Annotated in this window: 23 protein-coding genes and 1 riboswitch; of the genes, 14 read left to right on the top strand and 9 right to left on the bottom strand. The window is 61.9% G+C overall.

Features of this window, described 5'->3' with window-relative positions; all coding sequences use genetic code 11:
- Window positions 1-61: 61 nt before the first annotated feature.
- Window positions 62-520, top strand: a complete 459-nt coding sequence (locus tag Aeroheme_RS02535; RefSeq protein ID WP_411166634.1) for an Lrp/AsnC family transcriptional regulator — start codon at window positions 62-64, stop codon at window positions 518-520.
- Window positions 521-646: 126 nt separating this feature from the next.
- Here the strand turns inward: Aeroheme_RS02535 and Aeroheme_RS02540 are convergent, their stop codons facing one another.
- The 4 genes from Aeroheme_RS02540 to treR all read right to left on the bottom strand — a co-directional run bounded on the left by Aeroheme_RS02540 (window position 647) and on the right by treR (window position 5571).
- Window positions 647-1258 (bottom strand): sugar O-acetyltransferase, encoded by a 612-nt coding sequence (locus Aeroheme_RS02540; RefSeq protein ID WP_408863630.1) that lies wholly within the window; start codon window positions 1256-1258, stop codon window positions 647-649.
- Complete coding sequence (gene treC / locus Aeroheme_RS02545) at window positions 1258-2922, bottom strand: alpha,alpha-phosphotrehalase (RefSeq protein ID WP_411166635.1); 1665 nt, start codon at window positions 2920-2922, stop codon at window positions 1258-1260. The genes Aeroheme_RS02540 and treC overlap by 1 nt, the downstream gene beginning before the upstream one ends.
- 83 nt (window positions 2923-3005) lie before the next feature.
- A complete protein-coding gene (gene treB / locus Aeroheme_RS02550) occupies window positions 3006-4436 on the bottom strand; it encodes a PTS trehalose transporter subunit IIBC (RefSeq protein ID WP_005323487.1) in 1431 nt (476 codons plus the stop codon).
- Window positions 4437-4623: 187 nt separating this feature from the next.
- Entirely contained in the window at window positions 4624-5571 is a 948-nt protein-coding gene (gene treR, locus Aeroheme_RS02555; protein WP_289976351.1) for a trehalose operon repressor TreR, read from the bottom strand.
- Window positions 5572-5706: 135 nt separating this feature from the next.
- Here treR and Aeroheme_RS02560 point away from each other — a divergent pair, with 135 nt between their 5' ends.
- A complete protein-coding gene (locus Aeroheme_RS02560; protein WP_408837117.1) occupies window positions 5707-6657 on the top strand; it encodes an AEC family transporter in 951 nt (316 codons plus the stop codon).
- 132 nt (window positions 6658-6789) lie between these two features.
- On the opposite strand, the gene Aeroheme_RS02565 is transcribed toward Aeroheme_RS02560, so the two are convergent.
- The gene (locus Aeroheme_RS02565) at window positions 6790-8082 is read right to left on the bottom strand and encodes a PTS sugar transporter subunit IIC (RefSeq protein ID WP_163148444.1); all 1293 of its coding nucleotides are present in this window, start codon (window positions 8080-8082) and stop codon (window positions 6790-6792) included.
- 263 nt (window positions 8083-8345) lie between these two features.
- Here Aeroheme_RS02565 and Aeroheme_RS02570 point away from each other — a divergent pair, with 263 nt between their 5' ends.
- The 9 genes from Aeroheme_RS02570 (at window position 8346) to ansB (ending at window position 16681) form a co-directional block, all read left to right on the top strand.
- Window positions 8346-8651 carry a PTS sugar transporter subunit IIB gene (locus Aeroheme_RS02570; protein WP_041204936.1) on the top strand — a complete coding sequence of 102 codons (306 nt, stop codon included), beginning with the start codon at window positions 8346-8348 and terminating at the stop codon, window positions 8649-8651.
- A 40-nt stretch (window positions 8652-8691) separates the two neighbouring features.
- On the top strand, window positions 8692-10017 hold the full coding sequence (locus Aeroheme_RS02575) for a PTS sugar transporter subunit IIC (RefSeq protein WP_163137568.1): 1326 nt from the start codon (window positions 8692-8694) through the stop codon (window positions 10015-10017).
- A 54-nt stretch (window positions 10018-10071) separates the two neighbouring features.
- Complete coding sequence (locus tag Aeroheme_RS02580) at window positions 10072-11457, top strand: glycoside hydrolase family 1 protein (protein ID WP_411166636.1); 1386 nt, start codon at window positions 10072-10074, stop codon at window positions 11455-11457.
- Between the two features lie 69 nt (window positions 11458-11526).
- Window positions 11527-11838: a PTS N,N'-diacetylchitobiose transporter subunit IIA gene (gene chbA, locus Aeroheme_RS02585; protein ID WP_106885692.1), complete on the top strand. Its 312-nt coding sequence runs from the start codon at window positions 11527-11529 to the stop codon at window positions 11836-11838.
- Between the two features lie 11 nt (window positions 11839-11849).
- Window positions 11850-12779 (top strand): ROK family protein, encoded by a 930-nt coding sequence (locus Aeroheme_RS02590; protein ID WP_411166637.1) that lies wholly within the window; start codon window positions 11850-11852, stop codon window positions 12777-12779.
- A 226-nt stretch (window positions 12780-13005) separates the two neighbouring features.
- On the top strand, window positions 13006-14145 hold the full coding sequence (locus tag Aeroheme_RS02595; RefSeq protein ID WP_168235880.1) for a carbohydrate porin: 1140 nt from the start codon (window positions 13006-13008) through the stop codon (window positions 14143-14145).
- 128 nt (window positions 14146-14273) lie between these two features.
- Entirely contained in the window at window positions 14274-15236 is a 963-nt protein-coding gene (locus Aeroheme_RS02600; protein WP_106885695.1) for a LacI family DNA-binding transcriptional regulator, read from the top strand.
- 62 nt (window positions 15237-15298) lie between these two features.
- The gene (locus tag Aeroheme_RS02605; protein WP_234690662.1) at window positions 15299-15493 is read left to right on the top strand and encodes a heavy-metal-associated domain-containing protein; all 195 of its coding nucleotides are present in this window, start codon (window positions 15299-15301) and stop codon (window positions 15491-15493) included.
- Between the two features lie 129 nt (window positions 15494-15622).
- Window positions 15623-16681, top strand: coding sequence for an L-asparaginase 2 (gene ansB, locus Aeroheme_RS02610; RefSeq protein ID WP_163137572.1), 1059 nt, complete (start codon window positions 15623-15625; stop codon window positions 16679-16681).
- Window positions 16682-16782: 101 nt separating this feature from the next.
- Here the strand turns inward: ansB and Aeroheme_RS02615 are convergent, their stop codons facing one another.
- Window positions 16783-17769: a sodium:calcium antiporter gene (locus Aeroheme_RS02615; protein ID WP_411166638.1), complete on the bottom strand. Its 987-nt coding sequence runs from the start codon at window positions 17767-17769 to the stop codon at window positions 16783-16785.
- An 89-nt stretch (window positions 17770-17858) separates the two neighbouring features.
- Window positions 17859-17965, bottom strand: a riboswitch (yybP-ykoY riboswitch).
- Between the two features lie 204 nt (window positions 17966-18169).
- On the opposite strand from Aeroheme_RS02615, the gene Aeroheme_RS02620 reads away from it, so the two are divergent.
- Window positions 18170-18757 carry a superinfection exclusion B family protein gene (locus Aeroheme_RS02620; protein ID WP_025328396.1) on the top strand — a complete coding sequence of 196 codons (588 nt, stop codon included), beginning with the start codon at window positions 18170-18172 and terminating at the stop codon, window positions 18755-18757.
- 64 nt (window positions 18758-18821) lie between these two features.
- Here the strand turns inward: Aeroheme_RS02620 and Aeroheme_RS02625 are convergent, their stop codons facing one another.
- From Aeroheme_RS02625 to Aeroheme_RS02635, 3 genes are all read right to left on the bottom strand, one after another.
- A complete protein-coding gene (locus tag Aeroheme_RS02625) occupies window positions 18822-19280 on the bottom strand; it encodes a methylglyoxal synthase (RefSeq protein ID WP_162520173.1) in 459 nt (152 codons plus the stop codon).
- Between the two features lie 315 nt (window positions 19281-19595).
- Window positions 19596-20075 carry a bacterioferritin gene (bfr, locus tag Aeroheme_RS02630; protein WP_411166639.1) on the bottom strand — a complete coding sequence of 160 codons (480 nt, stop codon included), beginning with the start codon at window positions 20073-20075 and terminating at the stop codon, window positions 19596-19598.
- A 140-nt stretch (window positions 20076-20215) separates the two neighbouring features.
- Entirely contained in the window at window positions 20216-20422 is a 207-nt protein-coding gene (locus Aeroheme_RS02635; protein ID WP_411166640.1) for a bacterioferritin-associated ferredoxin, read from the bottom strand.
- Between the two features lie 139 nt (window positions 20423-20561).
- Between Aeroheme_RS02635 and Aeroheme_RS02640 the strand changes: the two genes are divergently transcribed.
- Window positions 20562-20876 (top strand): HlyU family transcriptional regulator, encoded by a 315-nt coding sequence (locus Aeroheme_RS02640; protein WP_408837118.1) that lies wholly within the window; start codon window positions 20562-20564, stop codon window positions 20874-20876.
- The gene (locus Aeroheme_RS02645; protein ID WP_411166641.1) at window positions 20873-22945 is read left to right on the top strand and encodes a tRNA(Met) cytidine acetyltransferase TmcA; all 2073 of its coding nucleotides are present in this window, start codon (window positions 20873-20875) and stop codon (window positions 22943-22945) included. The genes Aeroheme_RS02640 and Aeroheme_RS02645 overlap by 4 nt, the downstream gene beginning before the upstream one ends.
- Window positions 22946-23054 lie beyond the last annotated feature (109 nt).

Consider the following 23054-nt stretch of genomic DNA (forward strand, 5'->3'; position numbering starts at 1 on the left):
GATAGCCGTAATTTCGGTCTAAAACTGGCCCCACTCGATAATTTTTATCTCTTTATCCCCCATGACCGACAAGTTCGATCTGCTCATCCTGGCCGAGCTGCAGCAGGATGCCCGTCTACCCATTCCAGAGCTGGCCCACAGGGTCGGCCTCTCCACTCCCGCCTGTTACCGCCGTGTCCGGGCGCTGCGGGAGGCGGGACTTATAGAGCGGGAGGTGGCGCTGGTGGCACCGGCGACCATGGGCTGGCCCATCACCATGCTGGTGCTCGTCACCCTGGAGCGGGATCATGGCCGTATCGTCGATGAGATGATTGCCTGCCTGAAGGGGGAGCCTGAGGTCATGGACCTCTGGTATGTCACGGGTGAGCAGGACTTCGTGCTGCAGGTGGCCGCGCGGGACATGCAGAGCTACGAGCAGTTCACCCGGCGGGTGCTGCATGCCAGGGAGCAGGTGCGCAGCTTCAAGACCCTGGTGGTCATGGGGCAGCACAAGCGCTGCGGGCCCTTGTTGCCAGCCTGAGGTGGGGAATTCGCTGCGGGGTCGTGCCTGCAAGCCATTGGTTTGCTGTCGTGAACAAGAGGGGTTTGCAGGTCTTGGCCACAGGGCCGAGTACAAGCAGGGGCAGCATTAGCTGCCCCGGTTGTGTCAGATCTCCGCCAGCTCCTGCGCCGTCATGGGGCGCAACACCCGACAAGGGTTGCCGACCGCGACCACCCCCGCCGGAATATCCCTGGTGACCACGGATCCCGCCCCTATCACGCTGTTGTCCCCTATGGTGACACCCGGGCAGATGATGGTGCTGCCTCCTATCCAGACGTTGTTGCCGATGCGCACCGGCTTGCCGAACTCGACCCCCGCCACCCGAGGCGCCACCGCCACCGGGTGGGCGGCGGTGTAGATCTGCACCCCGGGTGCCAGCAGCACGTTGTCACCAATGTGCACCTCGCACACATCGAGGATGGTGCAGTTGACGTTGGCGTAGAAGTTCTCGCCCACAAAGATGTTGGCGCCATAGTCGCAGAAGAAGGGCGGGTTGATGGCGCACAGATCGCCTCGGCCACCGAGCAGATCATGGAGCAGGGCATCCCGCTCCGGCTTCTCCTGCCAGCAGGTGTTGAAGCTGTGATATAGGCTGCGGCAGCGCTCGCGGGCCGCTTTGAGCTCGGGGTGGCCCGCATCATAGGGCTCTCCCGCCACCATCTTCTGCCATTCGGGGCAGCGCTCGGCTGCCCGCGGCGCTGTGATTGTCTCAGTCATCATTGCTCCATCAGCCAGATCAGGGATTCATAAGGACGCAGCTCGCAGGATTGCGGCCGGGCCGGGCTGTCGGGGTAGTTGCCCAGCAGCAGGCGACCCTCGCCGCTGGCCAGCTCGGCGGGCAGCTCGAAAGTCACAGACCTGCCGTAGAAGTTGCTCACCACCACCAGAGTCTGGCCATTGGCGCGGCGGGCATAAGCCCAGATCCGGGCGTGCCCTGCCAGCAGCTCCTGATAATCCCCTTGCGTGAAGATGGGATGATCCTTGCGCAGCCGGATCAGATCCCGGTAGTGCCAGAACACCGAGTGCTGGTCGGCCAGTGCCGCCTCGGCGTTGATCTCGGTGTAATTGGCAGCGGGCCTGAGCCAGGGCGTCCCTTGGGTGAAACCGGCGTTGGGGGCGGCGCTCCACTGCATGGGGGTGCGGGAGTTGTCCCGGGACTTGGCCCCCAGAATGGCGAGGATCTCGGCCTCCGCCATCCCTTCGGCTTGCTTGATGGCGAAGATGTTGCGGCTCTCCACATCCTGATAGTCATCGATGCTCTGATAACCCGGGTTGGTCATGCCGATCTCCTCCCCCTGATAGATGTAGGGGGTGCCCTGCAAGCCGTGCAAGGTGCTGGCCAGCATCTTGGCGGCCACCACCCTATGTTCGCCCTCGTCGCCGAAGCGGGAGACGATGCGCGGCTGGTCGTGGTTGCACCAGAACAGCGCCGACCACCCCTTGCCGTGCATACCGCTCTGCCAGTGGTTGAAGATGCGCTTGAGCTCGAGGAAATCGAATGGCGCCTTGCTCCACTTGTCGCCGTTGGGGTAATCCACCTTGAGGTGGTGGAAGTTGAACACCATGGAGAGTTCCGACCCGTCCAGCGCACCATAGCGCTGGCAGTGCTCGAGACTGGTGGAGGACATCTCCCCCACCGTCATGGCCCCCACCGGGGCGAAGACGTCGCGGCTCACATCCTGCAGGAATTCGTGGATGCGCGGCCCGTCGGTGTAAAAGCGGCGGCCATCCCCCACCTCGTCGCTCGGGAAGCGCTGATCCTTGGAGATGAGGTTGATGACGTCGAGCCGGAAACCGTCGACCCCCTTCTTCGCCCAGAAGTGGATGATCTTTTTGACCTCGGCGCGAACCGCCGGGTTTTCCCAGTTGAGATCCGCCTGCTCGCGGGCGAACAGGTGTAGATAGTACTGGCCGGTGGCCGGGTCCAGCTCCCAGGCGCTGCCGCCAAACTTGGACTGCCAGTTGTTGGGCACGCCGCCTTCCACCGGATCTTTCCAGATGTAGTAGTCGCGGTAGGGGCTGTTCTTGTCCCCCAGCGCCGACTTGAACCAGGCGTGCTCGGTGGAGGTGTGGTTGACCACTATGTCCATCACTATGCGGATGTCGCGCTCGTGGGCGGCAGCCAGCAGCGCCTCGAAATCGCTCATGGTGCCGTAGGCCGGGTCTATGGCCAGGTAGTCGGCGATGTCGTAGCCGTTGTCCACCTGGGGGGAGACGTAGACCGGGGTCAGCCAGAGGGCATCGACACCTAGGGTCTTGAGGTAGTCGAGGCGGGCCATGATCCCCTTGAGATCGCCGGTGCCGCGGGCGGCGGAATCCTGAAAGCTCTTGGGGTAGATCTGGTAAATCACGGCGCTTTGCCACCAGGGTATCTGTGTCATGGTTGGATCGCTCATTGGTTGAAACTGGGTTGAACAGGCCAATAAAAAGGGCGGAGCCTGGGCTCCGCCGAGGGGGTTGTCGATCAGGCGGTGGCCAGATCCAGCTTGCCGGCCGCCTGCTGGCGCTTGTAGACCAGCAGGGTCAGCACCACGGGCACCACTATGGCCACCAGCATGGCGACGGCATAGATGGCCCAGTACTGGGGCTGGATGGAGAGGATACCCGGCAAGCCGCCCACTCCGATGCCGTTGGCCATCACGCCGCTGAAACCGCAGATGAGGGCCGCGAGGCTGGAGCCCACCATGGCGCACAGCATGGGGAACTTGTACTTGAGGTTGATGCCGTACATGGCCGGCTCGGTCACCCCCAGGTAGGCGGAGATGGCGGCCGGGACCGAGATCTCCCGTTCGTTCTCCTTGCGGCTGATAAGGATGATACCGACGACCGCCGAGGCCTGGGCGATATTGGAGAGCGCGATCAGCGGCCAGATGGGGGTGCCTCCCATGCTCTGCATCAGCTGCAGATCCACAGCGTTGGTGGTGTGGTGGATGCCGGTGATGACCAGGGGCGCATAGAGGAAGCCGAACAGGGCGGCACCTATGGGGGCAAAGGACCCTGTCATGGCGGCCTTGGCGGCGAAGCCGACCCCCTCACCAATCCAGCGACCGAAGGGGCCGATGAAGGCATGGGCCACTATCACCGCCAGCAGCAGGGAGATGAAGGGCACTATCACCAGATAGAGGTAGGCCGGAATGATGCGCTTGAGGCTGGTTTCCACCCAGGCGAGGAAGACACCCGCCAGCAGGGCCGGAATGACCTGGGCCTGATAGCCCACCTTCTGGATGACGAAGAGGCCGAAGTCCCACACTTCCGGGGTTTGCTGACCTATGCCGTAGGCGTTCATCAGCTGCGGCGAAACCAGGGTGATACCCAGCACTATGCCGAGGATCTCGGATCCCCCCATCTTCTTCACCGCAGACCAGCAGACGCCCACCGGCAGGAAGTGGAAGATGGCCTCACCCAGCAGCCAGAGGAAAGCGTGCACCTGGGCCCAGAACTGGCTGATCTCCACCAGGGTATGGGTCCCGTCGTCGAACATCTTGATGTCGCCGATGACGTTGCGAAAGCCCAGGATCAGGCCGCCGGTGATGATGGCGGGCAGCAGGGGCACGAAGATCTCCGCCAGGTGGGAGATGCCGCGCTCTAGCGGATTCATGTTGTGGCGGGCCGCCTGCTTGGCGGCATCCTTGCTGGCGCCGCTCACCCCTATCTCCTCGGTGAGCGCCTTGTACCACTGATCCACCTCGTTGCCGATCACCACCTGGAACTGACCGCCTTGGGTGAAGCTGCCCTTCACCGCCGGTATGGTCTCGATGGCCTTGGGATCGGCCTTGGCCGGATCGGCCAGCACGAACCTGAGCCGGGTCAGGCAGTGGCTGACTGTGGTGATGTTGTCCTTGCCGCCGATCCGTTCGATCAGCTGTGCCAGATGCTGTGTGTTGACTTTTGACATGAGCCTTCCCTCTGTGACTCGATGAATAATGGTCGTTTCTTTGCCGGCTGGCCAATGACAGCCCGCTTATTGGTATCGTTCCCAATCAGCATGAAGCCAGTGCCCGACATCAGCAATGGGAACGTTCCCAATTCGTGGCGGTGGTCACAAAAAGTGCAAAACGCCGGTAATGAGAGGAAAAGATAGACTACAGGGGCTGACAGGGGGCTATGGTGGCTCTGGGGGCCTGGCCCTCTTCAATCTGGTCGAGCAGCTGTCTGGCGGCCAGAATGCCGGCATCCTTGTAGCCGAAATCCAGGTTGAGGGCGTTGGCAAACAGGAAGGTGAGCATGGGGTTGCTGCCGAGGCCACTCACCAGGATGTCGGTGCGCCCCTGCTCCTGCAGGTATTTGGCGGCGCCTATGGCCAGGGTGTCGCTGGCACAGACCAGCGCCTGGGTGCTGGGGGTGACCAGCTCGGCCGCCAGCCGGTAGCCGCTGTGCAGGCTGAGATCCCCAAGGGCGCTGCGGGGCGTGCGACCCAGCGCCTCGCAGTAGTCGAGATAAGCCTGGTGACGGCGCAGCCCAGTGGTGAGATCGCTGCGCTCGACCCCCAGATAGGCCACCTGGTCTATACCCAGCCCCCTGAGGTGCTCGAGCACCGCCCGCACCGCCCCCTCGTCATCGTAACAAACGGAGGAGAACCCGGGGTGCTCGCGCACCATCAGCACCAGCTTCTCCTTGAGCGGCGCCATGGCGGCGTAGTCCAGATCGTTGAAGGCAAACAGAATGATGCCGTCCACCCCGCGCCGCTCCAGCACGGCCAGGTGTTCGCTCACCTTGGCGGGGGAGAACTTGCTCTCCATCAGCACGGCGTCGTAGCCGCGGGCGTAGAGGGTCTCCAGCATGCCGCGCACCGCCTGGTTTTCCGAGCTGGAGTCGAGGCGTGACACCACTATGCCTATCACCTGCTGGCTCTGGCTGCGCATGGCCCGGGCCGACTTGCTCGGCACGAAGTCGTGCTGGGCGATCACCGCCTCGACCCTGGCTCGGGTCTGGGCGTTGACCTTGGGATCCTGATTGAGCACCCGGGAGACGGTCGACTTGCCGACCCCGCTCAGGCGGGCGATATCGAGGATGGTCAGTTTCTTTTCCATGGGGGATCCGTGACAGGGGAGGGCGACAACCGGGATGCAGACATTGTTGTGATTAAGTCCTGTGAATACAAGCCCATGGCGTTAGAATGCCAATTTGCCCAGGCGACTCCCCCGCCATTGCACAGGACGCGCATCATGGATCTGTTGGCAAGTCTGCACTTCTCCCTCTCCATCACTGGCCCCATCTGCCTGGTGCTGGTGCTCGGGATCTGGCTCAAGCGGCTCGGTCTCTTGCCCGACAGTTTCGTCGAGTCCGCCTCCCGGCTGGTGTTTCAGGTCACCTTGCCGGCCTTGCTGTTCCTCAGCATGGTGCGCACCGACTTTTCCACCATGCCGAGCCCCTGGCTCATCCTCTACGGCCTGCTAGGCACTTTGGCCGGTTTCTTGGTGCTCGAGCTGCTGGCGGCCCGCTTTATCCCCGAGCGGCGTCTGCGCGGCATATTCGTGCAGGGCAGCTTTCGCGGCAACATGGGGATCATGGGGCTGGCCTATGTGCAGAACGCCTACGGCCCCGAGGGCATAGGCGCCGCCGCCCTGCTGGTGGGCTCCATCACAGTGCTCTACAACATCCTCGCGGTGATCACCCTGACCCGCAGCCTGGGGGGCGGAAAAGGGCTCAAGCCCATCCTCAAGGGGATCGTCAGAAACCCTCTCATCATCGCCATACTGGCGGCCCTGCCGTTCGGCCTACTCGGCATAGAGCTGCCCCAGCTGGTGATCACCACGGGCAACTACTTCGCCAGCATGACGCTGCCGCTGGCGCTGCTCTGTACCGGCGCCAGCCTCAACCTCAAGGCCCTGCGCGGTGGCGCCATGCTGACCGGCTGGGCCACCGCCAACCGGCTGTTCTGCATTCCGGTGCTGCTGGTGCTGGGGGCCTGGACGCTCGGTTTCAGTCCCCAGGCCCTCGGCATCCTCTTCCTCATCAGCTCCACCCCCACCGCCGCCGCCAGCTATGTGATGACCCGCGCCATGGGGGGCGACAGCGCCCTGGCGGCGAACATCATCGCCACCACCACCCTGGGTTCGCTGGTGACCACCAGCCTGGGAGCGGCCCTGATGAACTATCTGGGGTTGATGGGGTAAGGCACTGTCGCCATGTGACGGCCCCGGCCATGGGGTGCACATTGGCGGTGAACATCATGGCCGCCATCCCCCTGGGTTCGCTCGCCACCACTGGCCAGGGGGTTGGATAGCATATCGTTCCAGCCCCGGCTCTCAGCTGCGTTCACGCTCCTGCTCCAGCACCATTTTTTCATGGGCCAGGAAGAAGGGGCGGTAGAGCACATAGCTGTTGAGGATGCAGACCAGGCTCATCAGGCCATTGCTCCAACTGCCGTTGGCCGCCCAGGCGGCACCGAGAGGAGAGGGCATTGACCAGGGCAGCAGGGCGATGAACTTGTCGAGAAACCCCCACTGGGTCAGCTGCCAGGCGAGCACGGCGTTGATCAGGGGGACGCCGATGAAGGGCAGGAAGAACAGCGGATTCATGATGATGGGGAAACCGAACAGCAGCGGCTCATTGATGTTGAACATCGAGGGTATGAAACCCAGCTTGCCCACCGACTGAATCGAGTGAGAGCGACTGCGCATGGCCATAAACACCAGTGGCAAGGTAGTCCCAATCCCCCCGATCAGCAGGTAGTAGTCCCAGAACCCTTGCAGGAAGATATGGGGCAGGGGCTCTCCCGCCATCAGCGCGGCCTGGTTGGCGCTCACCCCGGCCATCCAGAAGGGTGACATCAATCCGGTCACTATCAGGGCGCCGTGGATCCCCATGAACCAGAGCAGATGGGCGATCAGCAGGGTGATCAGCAGGGCGGGCAGGGTGTCGGCCCCCACGATCAGGGGCCGGAACAGGGCGGCCATGAAGTCCGGCAGACTGATCCCGAACTGCTGCTTCAACCAGAGCCGCAACAGGCTCAGCGACAGCATGATGAACAGCAGCGGCACTATCAGCTGAAAGCCCCGCCTCGTCATCACCGGCACCTCGTCCGGCATCTGGATGTACCAGCCCCGGCGATAGAAGAACCGGGTCACCTCCACCGAGTAGAACGCCATCAGCAAGGCCGTGAAGATCCCGGCTCCCCCCAGATAGCCAAACACCCCGGGTTGCAGCGAGCGAAAGTCGATCAGCATCAGGAAGGCCATGCAGCCCCCCAGGCCGCACAGGCGCTCCGGCATTTCGTATGCCTTGGCGAGGCTGGACGCCGCACCGAAGGCGATGATCAGCGCCACCAACCCCAGGGTGTGGGAGTAGACGGGAAACAGGAAAGGATGCAGCGCCCGCGCCAGCCAGTGCAGCCACTGTCCGAAGGCGTGCGGCGTGTCGGGGGCGATGGGAGGATAGAGGATGGGGACCAGCAGGCTGCCGACGATGACGAAGGGCATGGCCAGCTGAAAACCATCGCGCAAGGAGAGCACATGGCGACTGCGGGTCAGCCAGTTGGCAAACGGTACCATGCGCTGCTCTATCATGCCGACCAGCATTGCCATCCATTGCAGATTCATCACGTTATTCGGTTCCTTGTCATCCTGATACCCCTTGTCATCACGGGGCTTGGACGCCATTTTGACGGCTTTGTGGTTTTGTTTCCGTAATATCCTCGACCATTTTGCCATTTCATTACCTCGCTCACACTTCCCGACCCCTTGAACCGGAAAATGCCGATCCCGCTCACACATCAATGGATTTACTTTGGAAACCGGTTTCCAAAGTAAATCCATTCGATCCAGAATGCGCCATCCGTTATGAACGTCTGGAGAATCGGGAAATGAAAAAAATCATGTTGTGCTGCTCTTCCGGCATGTCCACCAGCCTGCTGGTCAAGAAGATGAAAGAGGAGGCGGACAAGCGGGGATTGGACGCCGAGATACAGGCCTTCGGTGCGGCAGAGTTCGATCTGCAGATGCCCCACTACCAGGTGGTGCTGCTGGGGCCCCAGGTCAAATACATGCAGGCCGAACTGCAGCAGCGAGCGGCGGCTCATGGCGTGCCTGTCGACACCATCAACATGATGGATTACGGCATGCAACGGGGTGACAAGGTCCTCGACCACGCCCTCACCCTGATCGGCTGATGCGCAGACCCCAACCAGTGAATGTCACAAGGAAACCTTCATGAACACCCTTTACGAGCGCTTTGTCAGTACCATAGAGAACCGGGTCAGCCCGCTGGCCGGCCGGATTGGACAGCAGAAATACGTGCAGGCAATCCGTGACGGCTTCATCGCCGCCTTGCCCTTCATGATCGTCGGCAGCTTCATGCTGGTGTTCATCTTCCCCCCCTTCTCACCCCAGACCCAATGGGGATTTGCCCGTGCCTGGCTCGACTTCTCGTCGACCTATCAGTCCCAGTTGCTGCTGCCCTTCCAGTTGAGCATGGGGCTGATGACCCTGTTCATCTCGGTGGGAATTGGCGCCAGCCTGGCGCGGCAGAACGGTCTGGACCCCGTCACCACAGGCCTGCTCTGCCTGATGTCCTTCATGCTGGTGGCGGCCCCCGTCAAGGATGGTGCCATCTCCATGCAGTACTTCTCCGGTCAGGGGATCTTCACGGCCCTGATCACCGCCATCTATGCGGCCGAGGTCTATGCCTTCCTCAAGCGCAACAACATCACCATCAAGTTGCCGCCCCAGGTCCCGACGGGGGTCGCCCGCTCCTTCGAGGTGCTGGTCCCGGTGCTGGTGATCATCCTGACCCTGCACCCCCTCAACCTGATCCTGGAGAGCACCACCGGCATGATTTTGCCGGAGGCCATCATGTCGCTGGTCAAGCCGCTGGTGGCGGCCTCCGATTCCCTGCCTGCCATGCTGCTGGCGGTGCTGGTGTGCCAGGTGCTCTGGTTCGCGGGGATCCACGGTGCCCTGATTGTCACCGGCATCATGAACCCGTTCTGGATGGCCAATCTGGCCAACAACCAGGCCGCCATGGCGGCCGGTGAGGCGCTGCCCCACATCTTCCTGCAGGGCTTCTGGGATCACTACCTGTTGATCGGTGGCGTCGGCTCCACCCTGCCGCTGGCCTTCCTGCTGCTGCGCAGCAAGGCAGCCCACCTGAGATCCATCGGCAAGATGGGCGTGGTGCCTGGCCTGTTCAACATCAACGAACCCATCCTGTTCGGTGCGCCCATAGTGATGAATCCGGTGTTCTTCCTGCCTTTCATCCTGGTACCCATGATCAACGCCACTCTGGCCTGGTTTGCCCTGGATATAGGTCTGGTGGAGCGGGTTGTCTCTCTCACTCCCTGGACCACCCCTGGCCCCATCGGCGCCTCCTGGGCGGCCAACTGGGCCATCAGCCCCATGGTGCTGAGCCTGCTCTGCATGTGCTCCGCCGCTGCCATGTATTACCCCTTCCTGAAAGCCTATGAGCGCACCCTGCTCAAACAGGAAGAGCAGGAAGAGAGTCCGAAAACGCCGGAGCTGGCCGCCGCCACCCGTTGATTGCCTGCCGGGGCCGCCTGGCGGCCTCTTTTTTCAAGCTTGGAGTAACACGAGATGCAATACCGTTTTCCTGAACAGTTCTGGTGGGGCAGCGCCTCCTCCGCCGCCCAGGCGGAAGGCGCCAGCCTCCAGGGCGGCAAGGCCCCAACCATCTGGGATCACTGGTTCGAGCAGTCCCCCAACCGTTTCCATCAGCAGATAGGGCCGGCGCAGACCTCAGGTTTTTATGAGCATTTTCGCGATGACATCCGTCTGCTGAAGCAGCTTGGTCACAACAGCTTCCGCACCTCCATCGCCTGGTCCAGGCTGATCCCGGCTGGCCGGGGGGAGCCAAACCCGGAGGCCGTCGCCTTCTACGACGCCATGCTGGACGAGCTCAAGGCAGAGGGGATAGAGCCCTTCATCTGCCTGTTCCACTTCGACATGCCCATGAGCATGCAGGCGCTGGGGGGCTGGGAAAGCCGGGAAGTGATCGAGGCTTACGCCGAGTTTGCCGAGACCTGCTTCAGGCTGTTCGGGAGCCAGGTGAAGCACTGGTTCACCTTCAACGAACCCATAGTGCCGGTGGAGGGGGGTTACCTCTACGACTTCCACTATCCGAACGTGGTGGACTTTCGCCGCGCCGCCACCGTGGCCTATCACACCATGCTGGCCCACGCCAGGGCGGTGCAGCGCTACCGGGAGCTCGGTCAGGATGGTCAGATCGGCATCATCCTGAATCTGACCCCTTCCTATCCGCGCTCGCAACACCCGGCGGATCTGAAGGCGGCCAACATTGCGGATCTGATGTTCAACCGCAGCTTCCTGGATCCGGCGGTCAAGGGGGAATACCCCGCCGAGCTGGTCGAGCTGCTGCGGGAATACGATCAACTGCCGGCCTGCGAGCCGGGCGATGCTGCCCTGCTGGCGGCCGGCAAGATCGACCTGCTGGGGGTCAACTACTACCAGCCGCGCCGGGTCAAGGTGCGCAGCCACGCGGTCAATCCTGCCAGCCCCTTCATGCCGGAGTGGTTCTTCGACTACTACGAGATGCCGGGGCGCAAGATGAACCCGCACCGGGGCTGGGAGATCTACGAACAGGGGATCTACGACATCCTGGTCAACCTGCGCGACCACTACGGCAACATCCCGAGCTACATCTCCGAGAACGGCATGGGGGTGGAGGGGGAGGCCAGGTTCAAGGGAGAGGATGGCCAGATCCAGGATGACTACCGCATCGGCTTCATCCGGGATCACCTCATCTGGCTGCACAAGGGGCTGTCGGAGGGCTGTCAGTGCCGGGGCTATCACCTCTGGACCTTCATCGACAACTGGTCGTGGAGCAATGCCTACAAGAACCGTTACGGCTTCATCGAGCTGGAGCTGGAGAGCCAGACCCGGCGCATCAAGAAGAGCGGCCAGTGGTTTGCCACCGCCGCCCGTGAGAATGGCTTCGACTGATTATTCCGTCACTTGGCCCCTATAAAGAGCGCCAGCCCCAGGGCCGGCGCCCATCACCAAGGAGTGTGTATGTTCGATCTGGAAGAGACCGTCATGGGTCTTATCATCAATGCCGGCATGAGCCGCAGCCTCTGTTTCGAGGCGCTGCGCCAGGCCAGGGCCGGCCAGTTTGCGGAAGCTGACGATCTGCTTCGTCAGGCCGCCGAGGCAGCCAATGCGGCCCACGGGGTGCAGACCAGGCTGATCGAGGCGGATGAAGGGGAGGGCAAGATCCCGGTCACGCTGATCCTGGTCCACGCCCAGGATCACCTGATGACCGCCATGTTGGCCCGGGAGCTGGTCACCGAGCTCATCGAGCTGCATCGCAAGCTGGCTGCCTGAGGAAGACGATCATGTTGCGACTCGGACTCGACATCGGGGGAACCAAGATCGAGGCTCAACTGCTCGATGGCCAGGGTGTCAGCCTGCTGCGCAGGCGGATCGCGACCCCGACCACGGGGTACGGCGATTTCCTGGCGGCCATCACAGATCTGGTGAGGGAGATACGGCAGGCGATGGACAGCGCCTTCACCATCGGCATCGGGCTGCCCGGGGCAATCGACCCACAGACGGGTCGCATCAAGAATGCCAACTGTCTGTTTCTCAACGGACAGGACCTCAAGCAAGACTTGACCCAGGCCCTGGGCCAGCCGGTCTGGCTCGCCAATGACGCCGACTGTTTCGCCCTCTCGGAGGCCGTCGACGGGGCGGGAGAGACGGGCAGGGTGGTGTTTGGCATCATCCTCGGCACCGGCTGTGGTGGCGGCTTGGTGGTCAATCGCCAGCTCATCGTCGGTCCCAACGCCATCACCGGGGAGTGGGGACACAACCCCTTGCCCGGCTACGATCCGGCGCTTGATGGCCCAACCCAGCCCTGTTACTGCGGGCGCAGCAACTGCATCGAGCGGTTCGTCTCCGGGACAGGGTTTGCCGGTCGTTTCGTGGAGCGTCATGGCCGCGGGCTGTCCCCGCTCGGGATCATCACGGCCGCCGCCGAGGGGGATGTGGAGGCCGAGGTCCACTATGACCACTTCATCCAGGCCCTGGCCCGCAGCGTCGCCAGCCTGATCAATGTGCTGGACCCGGATGTCATCGTACTGGGGGGCGGCCTCTCCAACATCGCCTCCCTCTATCGTGATCTGCCCGCGGCAGTGATTCCCTACCTGTTCTCGGCGCAGTGCCTCACCCCCATAGTGCCTGCACGCTACGGGGACAGCAGCGGGGTACGCGGCGCCGCCTGGCTGCCGAGCTGCGTCGAAGGAGCCACCACATGGACCATCTGAGCCTTGGCCGAGGAGAGAGCGCCGACTCGCCTACCCCGGCGGGCTATGCCTGTCAGAGGCTGAGACACTGCCTCGGGCCCTAGTCCTCCACCCGATTTGATCCATGCCCTTTGCCCCACATTGCGTCGCGATGGGGGAAAGGCATGCCCGAATTTGTCCTCCCTCCGGGGAGACAGATAAATAAGTACTTGTTTATCAAAAACATAAAACTCAAGGAATGATAATAATGAAACTGACAAACCTGTCCGCCCAGCTCCTTGCCATCCTGGCCCTGAGCACCCCTTTCATGGCCAGCGCCGTGGTGGAGACCAACACTGACTTCGGGCGCCTGAGCCTAGGGGGCGATGCGGAGATCAACCTGAACGCGTCCAATACCACCCGTGGCAACGTGCTGGGTCAAACCAGCGAGACCCGCACCGATCGCTGGGACGAGGATGGTCGCCTGCTGCTGAACTTCCTCGGGGTACGGGAGCTGGAAGATGGTCGCTATGGCCAGATCCAGATCCAGCCCACCATAGGCACCAATGGTGGTGCCGGTGCCGACGATGCGTATCTGGGGTTCGGCCAGCGCAGCAACTGGGGGATGAAGGTCGGCCGTTTCGAGGCCTACGACATGTTCCCGCTGGGTCAGGACATCTTTGTCGAACACTCGGGGGATAGCGCCAACGACCTCTACTCCGATGGCAATGGCTATGTTTACATGCTCAAGGAGGGTCGTGGCCGGGCAGGCAAGGGGGGTCAGCTGCTGCTCAATAAGGAGGCGGGCAACTGGTATCTGGAGCTCTCCACCCTGATCGGAGATCGCACCAATCTGTTTGCAGGCCAGCAATACCATGGCTATGCGCTGACCAAGGCCAAGGACTCCATCATCGTGCGTCCCGTCATCGCCTGGAAGGGGGAGAACCTCAAGGTCGCCCTGGGGGCCGAGGGCAACGTGATCAGCGACGCCATCGTCACCAGCGACGACGTCTCGGTGTCCGATCGCATGGGTTATGGCCTCACCACCAGCTGGACCCAGGATGCCCTGGTCATCAATGCCAACCTGGCCCGCATGGATGCCGAGGCTGAAACCGATACCACCCTGGGCGCCAACCTGCTCTGGCACAATGCCGGCCTGGGTTACGTCTACGCCATCAACGACATCAGCAGCGCCAATCTGAACAACACCAGCGCCGACTTCAGCAAGATGATCGGCAAGCACAGCATCAACACCGTCTACGCCTCCTACAAGATCCCGAGCGTGCTGGATCTCAGCAACTTCGATATCTATCTGGGAGCCTACTGGTCCCAGCTGAATGTCGACAGCGGCGAGGTGGACAACATGGATCGCTACGGTGGCCGGGTGCGTTTCAAATATTTCTTCTGATGGAAGCCAGGTTGGCAGAGGGGGGGCAAGGCCCCCCCTTTTCCATTGGTCAGGCTGCCGGCCCTTACCGGAGGTCGCTGGCCTGTGCTAGGATGGAGGCCTGTTAACCGGTTACCGTTGATGAAGCCATGGCCAATATTACCGATGTGTCGCGCCTCGCGAATGTGTCTAAAGCCACCGTTTCCCGCGTCCTGAGCGGCTCGCGCGGCGTGCGTGAAGAGAGTCGGTTGGCCGTGCTACAAGCCGCCGAGCAGCTGAATTTCCGACCCAATGCCACGGCCCGCTCCCTGGCGACCCAGGCGACGGATTGTGTGGGCATCATCCTCTCCCCCCAGCTTGGCAATCGTCTGGCCAGCATGCTGCCGCTGCTGGAAGGGGCGCTGGCCAAGACGGGCAAGAGCATGCTGGTGCGCTTTGCCGACGAGGCGCAGCAACAGCAGCTGGCGGTCGATGAACTGCTGGGAGGGCGTTGTGATGGCGTCCTGGTCCTCGGTACCAAACAACCTCTGAATCCGGACCCGCGCCTCATTCAGCTCGATGGGGTGAGCGACACCGGCAACCTCAATCTCAGCTATGACCTGACCTTTGCCACCGAGAGCGCCTGTCGCTTCCTGCTCGGCAAGGGTCATCGCCAGCTGGTGCTGATGCTGGATGACAAACTATCCCCAGCCGGAAAGAGCGCCATCCAGGGTTATCAGCAGGCACTTCAGCAGCAATCCCTGCCCTATAACAGCCAGCTGGTGATCGACGGTACCGACAACCAGCAGGCGCTGCTCGGCTTGCTCAATCGCTACCTGCCCTTCACGGCGCTGGTGGTGCAGCAAGATGCCCAGGCTGCCGACGCCATGCGGCTGTTGCGCGAGTTCAACCTCCATATCCCTCAAGATGTCTCCGTCATCAGCCTGGAAGGCTCCTCCCTGGCGAGCCAGCTGACCCCGCCGTTGACCTGCATCGAATACCCGAGTGAGCGGCTGGCCCAGGAGAGCGTGCGGGTGTTGCAGGCACAGCTGGCGCAGAGTCTGCGACCGGCCGATGAGCAGCAGAAATTCCAGGGACGCCTGGTGGTGCGTGAATCTGTGGTGGCCCGCTAGGGCTTGACCTTGCCGCGGGCGTCAGCTTTAGGCTGGGAGCACATCCACAGAGGAGAGATCCCATGACCATAGAACTCACCGTCTCCGGCATGTCCTGCGGTGGCTGCGCCGCCAGCCTGCAGAAGGCGCTGCTGGCCCAGAGCACCGTCAGCCAGGCTCGGGTCGATTTTGGCAGCCGCAAGGCCGTCATCGAGAGCGAGCTGAGCAAGGGCGAGTTGATCGCGCTGATCGAAGCCAAGGGGTTTAGTGCGGAGTGATTTATCCCTATATGGGTAAAAATCAGACCAATATTCTGTTTACTTGTTTTTATTGTTGAGAGTGATCACTTAAAAACGTTCTAAATTGGATGAAAATGCTGCAGTCAACTAACCCAAAAGGATTGCAGCATGACTCACCCTATCCGCAAGACCCTGCTCGCCGTCGTCCTCGGCATGACCCTATCCCCCCTGGCCATGGCCCTGCCGCAGGTTCATATTCTGGCGACCGGTGGCACCATAGCCGGTGCGGGGCAGTCCGCCACCCAATCCAACTATGAGGCAGGCAAGGTGGCCATCGAGACCCTGATCGCCGCCGTGCCCGAGATGAAGAACGTGGCCGAGGTGCAGGGGGAGCAGGTGGTCAAGATCGGCTCCCAGGACATGAACGACGAGGTGTGGCTCAAGCTGGCCAAGCGGGTCAACGAGCTGCTGGCCAAGGATGACGTGGATGGCATCGTCATCACCCACGGCACCGACACCATGGAAGAGACCGCCTACTTCCTCAACCTCACCGTCAAGAGCGACAAGCCGGTGGTGCTGGTGGGTGCCATGCGTCCCTCCACCGCCATGAGTGCCGATGGCCCGCTCAACCTCTACAACGCCGTGGTCACCGCCTCCGACCCCAGCTCCAAGGGTCGCGGCGTCATGGTCGCCATGAACGACACAGTGCTGGATGCCCGGGACGTCACCAAGACCAACACCACAGGGGTGCAGACCTTCGCCGCCCCCAACTTCGGCCCGCTCGGCTACATCCACAACGGCAAGATCGACTACCAGCGCAGCCCGGCCCGCCTGCACACCAGCAAGACGCCGTTCGACGTGAGCAAGCTCGACAAGCTGCCGCAGGTGGGCATCGTCTACAACTATGCCAATGCCACCGATCTGCCGGCCAAGGCCATGGTGGATGCCAAGTTTGACGGCATCGTCAGCGCCGGGGTAGGCAACGGCAACCTCTACCACACACTGTTCGACACCTTGGCCAAGGCGAGCAAGGACGGCATTCGGGTAGTGCGCTCCGCCCGTGTGCCGACCGGCGCCACCACCCTGGATGCCGAGATCGACGACGCCAAGTACGGCTTCGTGGCCGCCGGCACCCTGAACCCGCAGAAGGCGCGCATCCTCTTGATGCTCTCCCTGACCCAGAGCAAGGATCCGGCCCAGATCCAGCGCTGGTTCCAGCAGTTCTGATCCCGGGGCTCAACCCGGCTGACATAACCCCATGAAAATAAACAAGGGCAGGATCTCATCCTGCCCTTTCTTATGGCGCCATCTTCACATAGAGCGCGCCCTCAGCTCACCATCAGCCAGCCGCAGAAGCCCAGGTACACCACACCTACGCAGGCCAGCCTGCCCGCCGTCATCCGCTCCCGGCTGAAGCCCCACCATAGCAGTGCCACCGCCAGCAGGGTCACCAGGGAGGAGGCCATCATGGTGCTGTCGAGCAACCAGGGGGTGAACAGCAGGCAGAATGCCTTGGGAATGGTGCCCTGGATCATCATGGCGCCGGAGATATTGGCCAGTGCCAGCCGGTTCTTGCCCTGACGTACCCAGATCAGCACATTCATCAGCTCCGGCATTTCGGTCGCCACCGGGCTCAGCAGCAGGGCCGCCAGCACGGGAGAGAGGCCGAACAGCTCGCCCATGCTCTCCAGTTGATGAACGAACAGCTGCGCCGCCAGCGCCACCACCACCAGGGCTCCCAGGGTCTGCAGCAGCACCTTGCGAAGGGCCGGGATCCCGGCCTTGGGATCCAGCTTGAGGGGCTCTGGCAACGGGGTCTCGTGGCTGTCGGTCTGTTTCAGCTCGCGCCGCACATAGACCAGATACACCAGCACGAACAGCGGGGCCAGCCAGGTTTTGCCGGTGAAGGCCACCATGCCGAGGGCCACCGCCACCAGGAAGATAGCGACAAACCAGGCCTGATCCCGACCAGTCTCTCGCTGCACCTCGCCATCTATGACTCTGTGTTCAGGGCTCATGCACAGCAGCAGGGTCAGGCCGACGGCGGCGTAACCTATGGTGGAGAGCACCAGGGGGCCACCGAGGGCGGCGCCTATCCCAATCTGCTGCTGGGCAGGGGCATCCCCCATCAGCAGGGCGGTCAGGGTAACTATGCATTCGGGCAAGGCAGTGCCGAGGGCCGCCAGCAGGGAGCCGGTGGCGCTCTGGGAGAACTTGAGGTGATGGCCGGTCCATTCGATACCGTTGACGAAATATTCGCAGGCCAGGTAGATGGTGACGGCAGAGAGCAGAAATAACAGCAGGGTGATCAACATAATAGGCAACCGCCAGGCGAGCAGAACAACCGATGGACCCGATACGGCTCGCCCGGCTGGCTTGCGTATCGAGGCCAAAGGTCTTGCAGAGCGATAGATGCTATCGCCGCCCATGCCATGGATCTGATGATCCAAGAATGTTGACATGAGCCCTGCCCGGATCACGGGCGGGTTGCTACTCCCCAATGACAGTGTGGGCTTTTTACCAAGAGATGGGCCGCCCCACAAGGAAAATGGCGGCTCGTCCCCCCGGCAACTTGTAAGGGGATGTAACCTGGCCACAGACTCATCCCATCAGTTCTGCCCGCCAGGATCCAGATCCCGCCCACAGGATCCTCGCCTTGGCACAGGTATTGCTATGAGTTGGCTACTGTCCACATTGACTTGGGAAGGGTGAACGATGAAACGGTGGATCCAACATTTTTACCAGCTGAATCGCCTCAACTGGCTGATGGTCTGGCTGCTGCTCTGCTGCAGCATCATATTGCTGTTCCCGGCCGGGCTGATGAAAGGCGCCGTCAGTCAGTGGGCCACGGCTCACGCCGCCTGGCTGGGGGTCGGCATGCTGATTGCCATCTCCTACTTCTGCAGCCAGGGTTTCCTGATCGCCTGGGAATGGGCCTGTGACGAGTGGCAATCCCGTCGTCAACAGGATCAGTTGGCCCAGATGATAGGCTTCCTCGACTTCAACGAGAAGGCGGTGCTGCGCGAGTTCGTGCTGCAACGTAAAAGCGTCATAAACCTGCCGATCACCGAGCCTGCCGTCAAAAACCTGATGGATGCCGGGGTGCTGACCTATGCCTATGGCAAGCCGGTGCGAGAGAAGGAGGACGAAAACCAGATCCGCGCCCTGATGATTGCGCTGCCGGCACGGCCGCTGCTGACCTACAAGGTGCTGGGGCTGTCGCGCGGCAAGATGAGCGACGAGCAGGTGGAGCAGATCATGAACGCCAGACCCAAGTTCGCCCAGAAGAGTTTCCAGCGCTGAGCCGTCACCATCCTTCAGACAAAATAGCCGGACTGTGTCCGGCTCTTTGCTATCTGGTTGATAGCTACTCGGTTCTTGCCTTGAGATAACCGGCGTAGTCGGGCACCTGTACGCTGAATGCCTGCTGCATGTGCGGGCTGTCCATGATGAAGTCCGCCGTCGCTTCGTTGGTGGCGACCGGGATATTCCAGACCGCCGCGAGGCGCAGCAGCGCCTTCACGTCAGGATCGTGCGCCGCGGCATTGAGAGGATCCCAGAAGAAGATCATCACGTCGATCCTGCCCTCGGCAATCAGGGCGCCGAGCTGCTGATCGCCGCCCATGGGGCCAGAGAAGAGGCAGGTGATGGGCAGCTGCGCCTTCTTGCCGAGCAGGGTGCCCGTGGTGCCGGTCGCATAGAGGTGGTGGAGCTTGAGCTCCTCCTTGCGGCGCAGCACCCAGTTCAGCAATGGGGTCTTCATGTTGTCGTGAGCCACCAGGGCCACCCGCTTGTGGGGGGCCATCTCACGTGCAATCAGTTCCATGGAAATCATCCGTAGCAAAGTGATGGGAATAGGGCCGTATCCTAATCGAAAGCGGCGTGCGCTGCTTTGCCCTGCATCGTAACTGTGATCACTGCAATGGTTCAATCCGGCTTGGGCTGTGCCTCGTTCGCCGGATCCGGCGGTGCGCCCAGTATCGTGAAGGGGGTTGGCTGACTTCGGGAAACACCCAGGTTGGCCAGCTGCCTGGCAGAGAGTAATGCCCGTATGTTTCAATTGCATGCCTGGACTTCAAGGTGGTGGCCCAGAAAAAACCCGCCTTGGCGGGTTGGGGACAGATCTTAATGGCATCCGCACTCAGGATGATGCGGTATGAAGCTGGGATTGCTGATAGTTTTCCAGGCCGATGCGAGCGATGAGGTCCAGCTGGGTTTCCAGCCAGTCGACATGTTCCTCCTCGTCTTCCAGGATATCCTGGAACAGGTCACGGCTGACATAATCATGGACGGACTCGGCATAGGTGATGGCCACTTTCAGGTCGGGAATGGCATCCATTTCCAGTGACAGATCGCAGCGCAGCATCTCTTCGACTGTCTCACCGATACGCAGCTTGCCCAGATCCTGCAAGTTGGGCAGTCCTTCCAGAAACAGCACTCGCTTGACCAGCTCGTCGGCATGCTTCATCTCATCGATGGACTCATGATATTCCTTGTGCCCGAGCCCCTTGAGGCCCCAGTCATCGTAGATGCGGGCATGCAGGACATATTGGTTGATGGCAACCAGCTCATTGGCCAGCACCTTGTTGAGGTGGGCAATGATTTTGGGATCTCCTTTCATCGACATTACTCCTCGTGTTCGAGCCTAGGGCACCGATCACTAGAGCGTAGTCGAGAAAAATGACCATAAGAAGAAGGCGAATCGGCTCCCCTGACAGGGGGAGCATCCGCTCGATGAGGTGAGGGTCGGGAAGAGGTGCTTCAGGCCACTTCGTAATAAAGGGGCACCTGCTCCGACTCCATCTTGTCGATCTCGGTGGCGATGATCTCCATCGCCATGCGCACGCACTTGCCACATTGGGCACCGACTTCCAGCGACTGTTTCAGCTGTCTGAACTCGGTCTTGCCTACCTGTACCGCCTTGCGGATCTGGTTATCTGTGATGCCGCGGCACAAACACACGTACATAATAGTGGACCTCATGCTGGAATGAGATGAAATCTAAATGAGAATGGTTCGTAGTGCAAAGAACGAATGGTAATAAGATCCCCTGCTTGCCAGTGATTCCCCCCTTGAGGAGAATGCAACCATCAGAGAGGAGACGAACATGCTCAAGAAACTATTCAGTGCCCTGTTCAAGGGGCAAGCTGCCCAGATAGCCGATGTCACGCCCACCGAATACGCCGGCTATCTCATTTATCCCGAACCCATGGCGGAAGGGGGGCAGTTCCGGCTTGCAGGGCGCATCACCAAGGATGTGGATGGTGTGCTGCAGACTCACCGCTTCATCCGCTCCGATCTGTTCGCCAACCCGGCCGACGCCGAGCGTTTCATGGTGCAAAAAGCCCATACCTTCATCGATCAGATGGGGGAGCGCATGTTTGAGCCGCGGGTGAAGCCGGACGACAGTTCAGCCTCATGAGCCCAGCCGAGGTGGATCTCCTGCGCCAGGCCCTCGCTCGCACCGGTGAGCGTCGCCTGATCTGGCTGGAAGGGCTCGAAGCCGATTGCATCACCCGCGCCGAACCCTTGCTGGGGGAGGCGGTCTTCTGGCTGGGGGACGGCCCCGCATGCCATGGCCCGCTGCCCGCCGCCAAGGCGCTGCAACGGCTGGGTCAGGAGTGCGATACCCTGGTGTTCAACGCCTTCAGCGGCTTTCATCCCGATGCTTTCGGCGCCTTGGCGGGCACGTTGCGCGCCGGTGGTCTGCTGCTGCTGCTGACGCCCCCCAGAGAGACGTGGCCAGCCTACCCGGATCCGGACAGGCTGCGACTGGTCGCCCAGCCTGAGGATGCCAAGCTGGCGGGTCATGGTTTTATCGCCCGCTTGGTGCGGTTGCTGGCAGGGGATCCAGCCCTCTCCTTGAACCCTCCCGTCGGCGGCGAACCCTGGTGTCCTCTTGACGCAAGCCGGCCACTCAGCACCGATCAAGCCCGTGCGCTGCCAGCCATTCACAAGGTGTTGCATGGTCATCGTCGTCGTCCGCTGGTGCTGAGTGCGGATCGTGGCCGTGGCAAGAGTGCGCTGCTGGGTCTGGCCAGCGCCGATCTGCTGCGCCAGGATCCCGGCCTGCAGATAGTGGTGACGGCTCCTTCCCAGGCGACTGTGGCCACGCTCTTTGCCCATGCCTCGGCCGCGCTTGCAGACACGCCAGAGCGGCTGGCGGGCCTGACCTATGTGTCGCCAGACCGAGCGGCTCAAGGGGATGTGCAAGCGGATCTGCTGTTGGTGGATGAGGCCGCCGCCATTCCGACCCCGCTGCTGGAAGCCATCCTGGCCCATCACAGCCGCATCGTATTCGCCACCACTGAGCACGGCTATGAGGGGACGGGGCGTGGTTTTCATCTGCGCTTCAAGCGGGTGCTCGATAGGCAGACCCCGGATTGGCAGGAGCTGCATCTGGCGGAACCCATCCGCTGGAGCCGGCATGATCCGCTGGAGCCGCTGATCTTCCGGCTGCTCGGCCTCAATGCCGACATAGTGGCACCGGCTCCCCCGAAAGCATCAAGCTGGCGACGGCTGGAACAGGAGGCGCTGGCCGGTGATGAGGCTCTGCTCAATCGGGTGTTCGGTCTGCTCGTCCTGGCCCATTATCAGACCAGTCCGAGTGACTTGCGGTATTTGCTGGAGAGCCCGGATCTCGACATCCACCTGCTGGAGCAGGATAAAGAGTTGCTCGGTGTTGCCCTGGTGGCCCGGGAAGGAAACATAGCGCCGGCGCTGGCTCACGACATCTGGGCTGGGCGAAGACGCCCCCGTGGTCATCTCTTGCCCCAGTCGCTGCTGGCACACGCGGGCTTCATCACGGCAGGGGAGCGCACCTATGCCAGGGTGATGCGCATCGCCATTCATCCCGCTTTGCATCGCCTGGGACTGGGTTCTCTGTTGCTGGCGCAGCTGGAAACACACTACCGCACGCAGGGATACGACTATCTGGGGTCAGCCTTTTCTGCGAGTCCCGATCTGCTGCCATTCTGGCTCAAGGGGGGCTTGACGGTATTGCGCATCGGTCTGCAGCGGGATGCGGCCAGCGGCAGCCATGCGGCCTTGTTGCTCAAACCGCTGAAAGCGGAGCTCGATTCGGAGCTGACGCAATGGCGACGGCGCTTCGTGAGCCAGCTGCCGACCCTGCTGGCAGGAGAGCTCAAGGGGCTGGATCCCGAACTGGTCTGGCTATGCCTGAGAGGAAACGCGGCCGCAGAAGCGCCCGATCTGGATGAGTTCCAGTATCAGGAGCTGATGTGCTTTGCCCATCATCACAAACCGTTCGAGCTGTGCCAAGCCTGCCTGCAACGCTGGCTGGCCAGTCGGTTGACTGTGCTGGATGAACTGCTTCCCGACGAGCGTCGGCTGCTGATCGCCTCCATCTGGCAGTATGTGCCCTGGGCCGAGTTGGCAAAGACGTTGGGTGTTGCTGGCAAGCCTGCGCTGATCAAGCAGCTGCGCAGCCTGCTGGCCCGGCTGTTTGACAAACCGGCGCCCATGGCCTGACGACGAACGACATGGCCGCGGCGGCGCGAGAAGGCACCGCTGGTCACCACAGATGAACAAGGGGCCCGGGTGGCCCCTTCTCTTTTGTCGAACGCTTTGGCTGCTCGCT

Source organism: Aeromonas sp. DSM 116730 (genome assembly GCF_046581335.1).
GTDB lineage: Bacteria > Pseudomonadota > Gammaproteobacteria > Enterobacterales > Aeromonadaceae > Aeromonas > Aeromonas rivipollensis.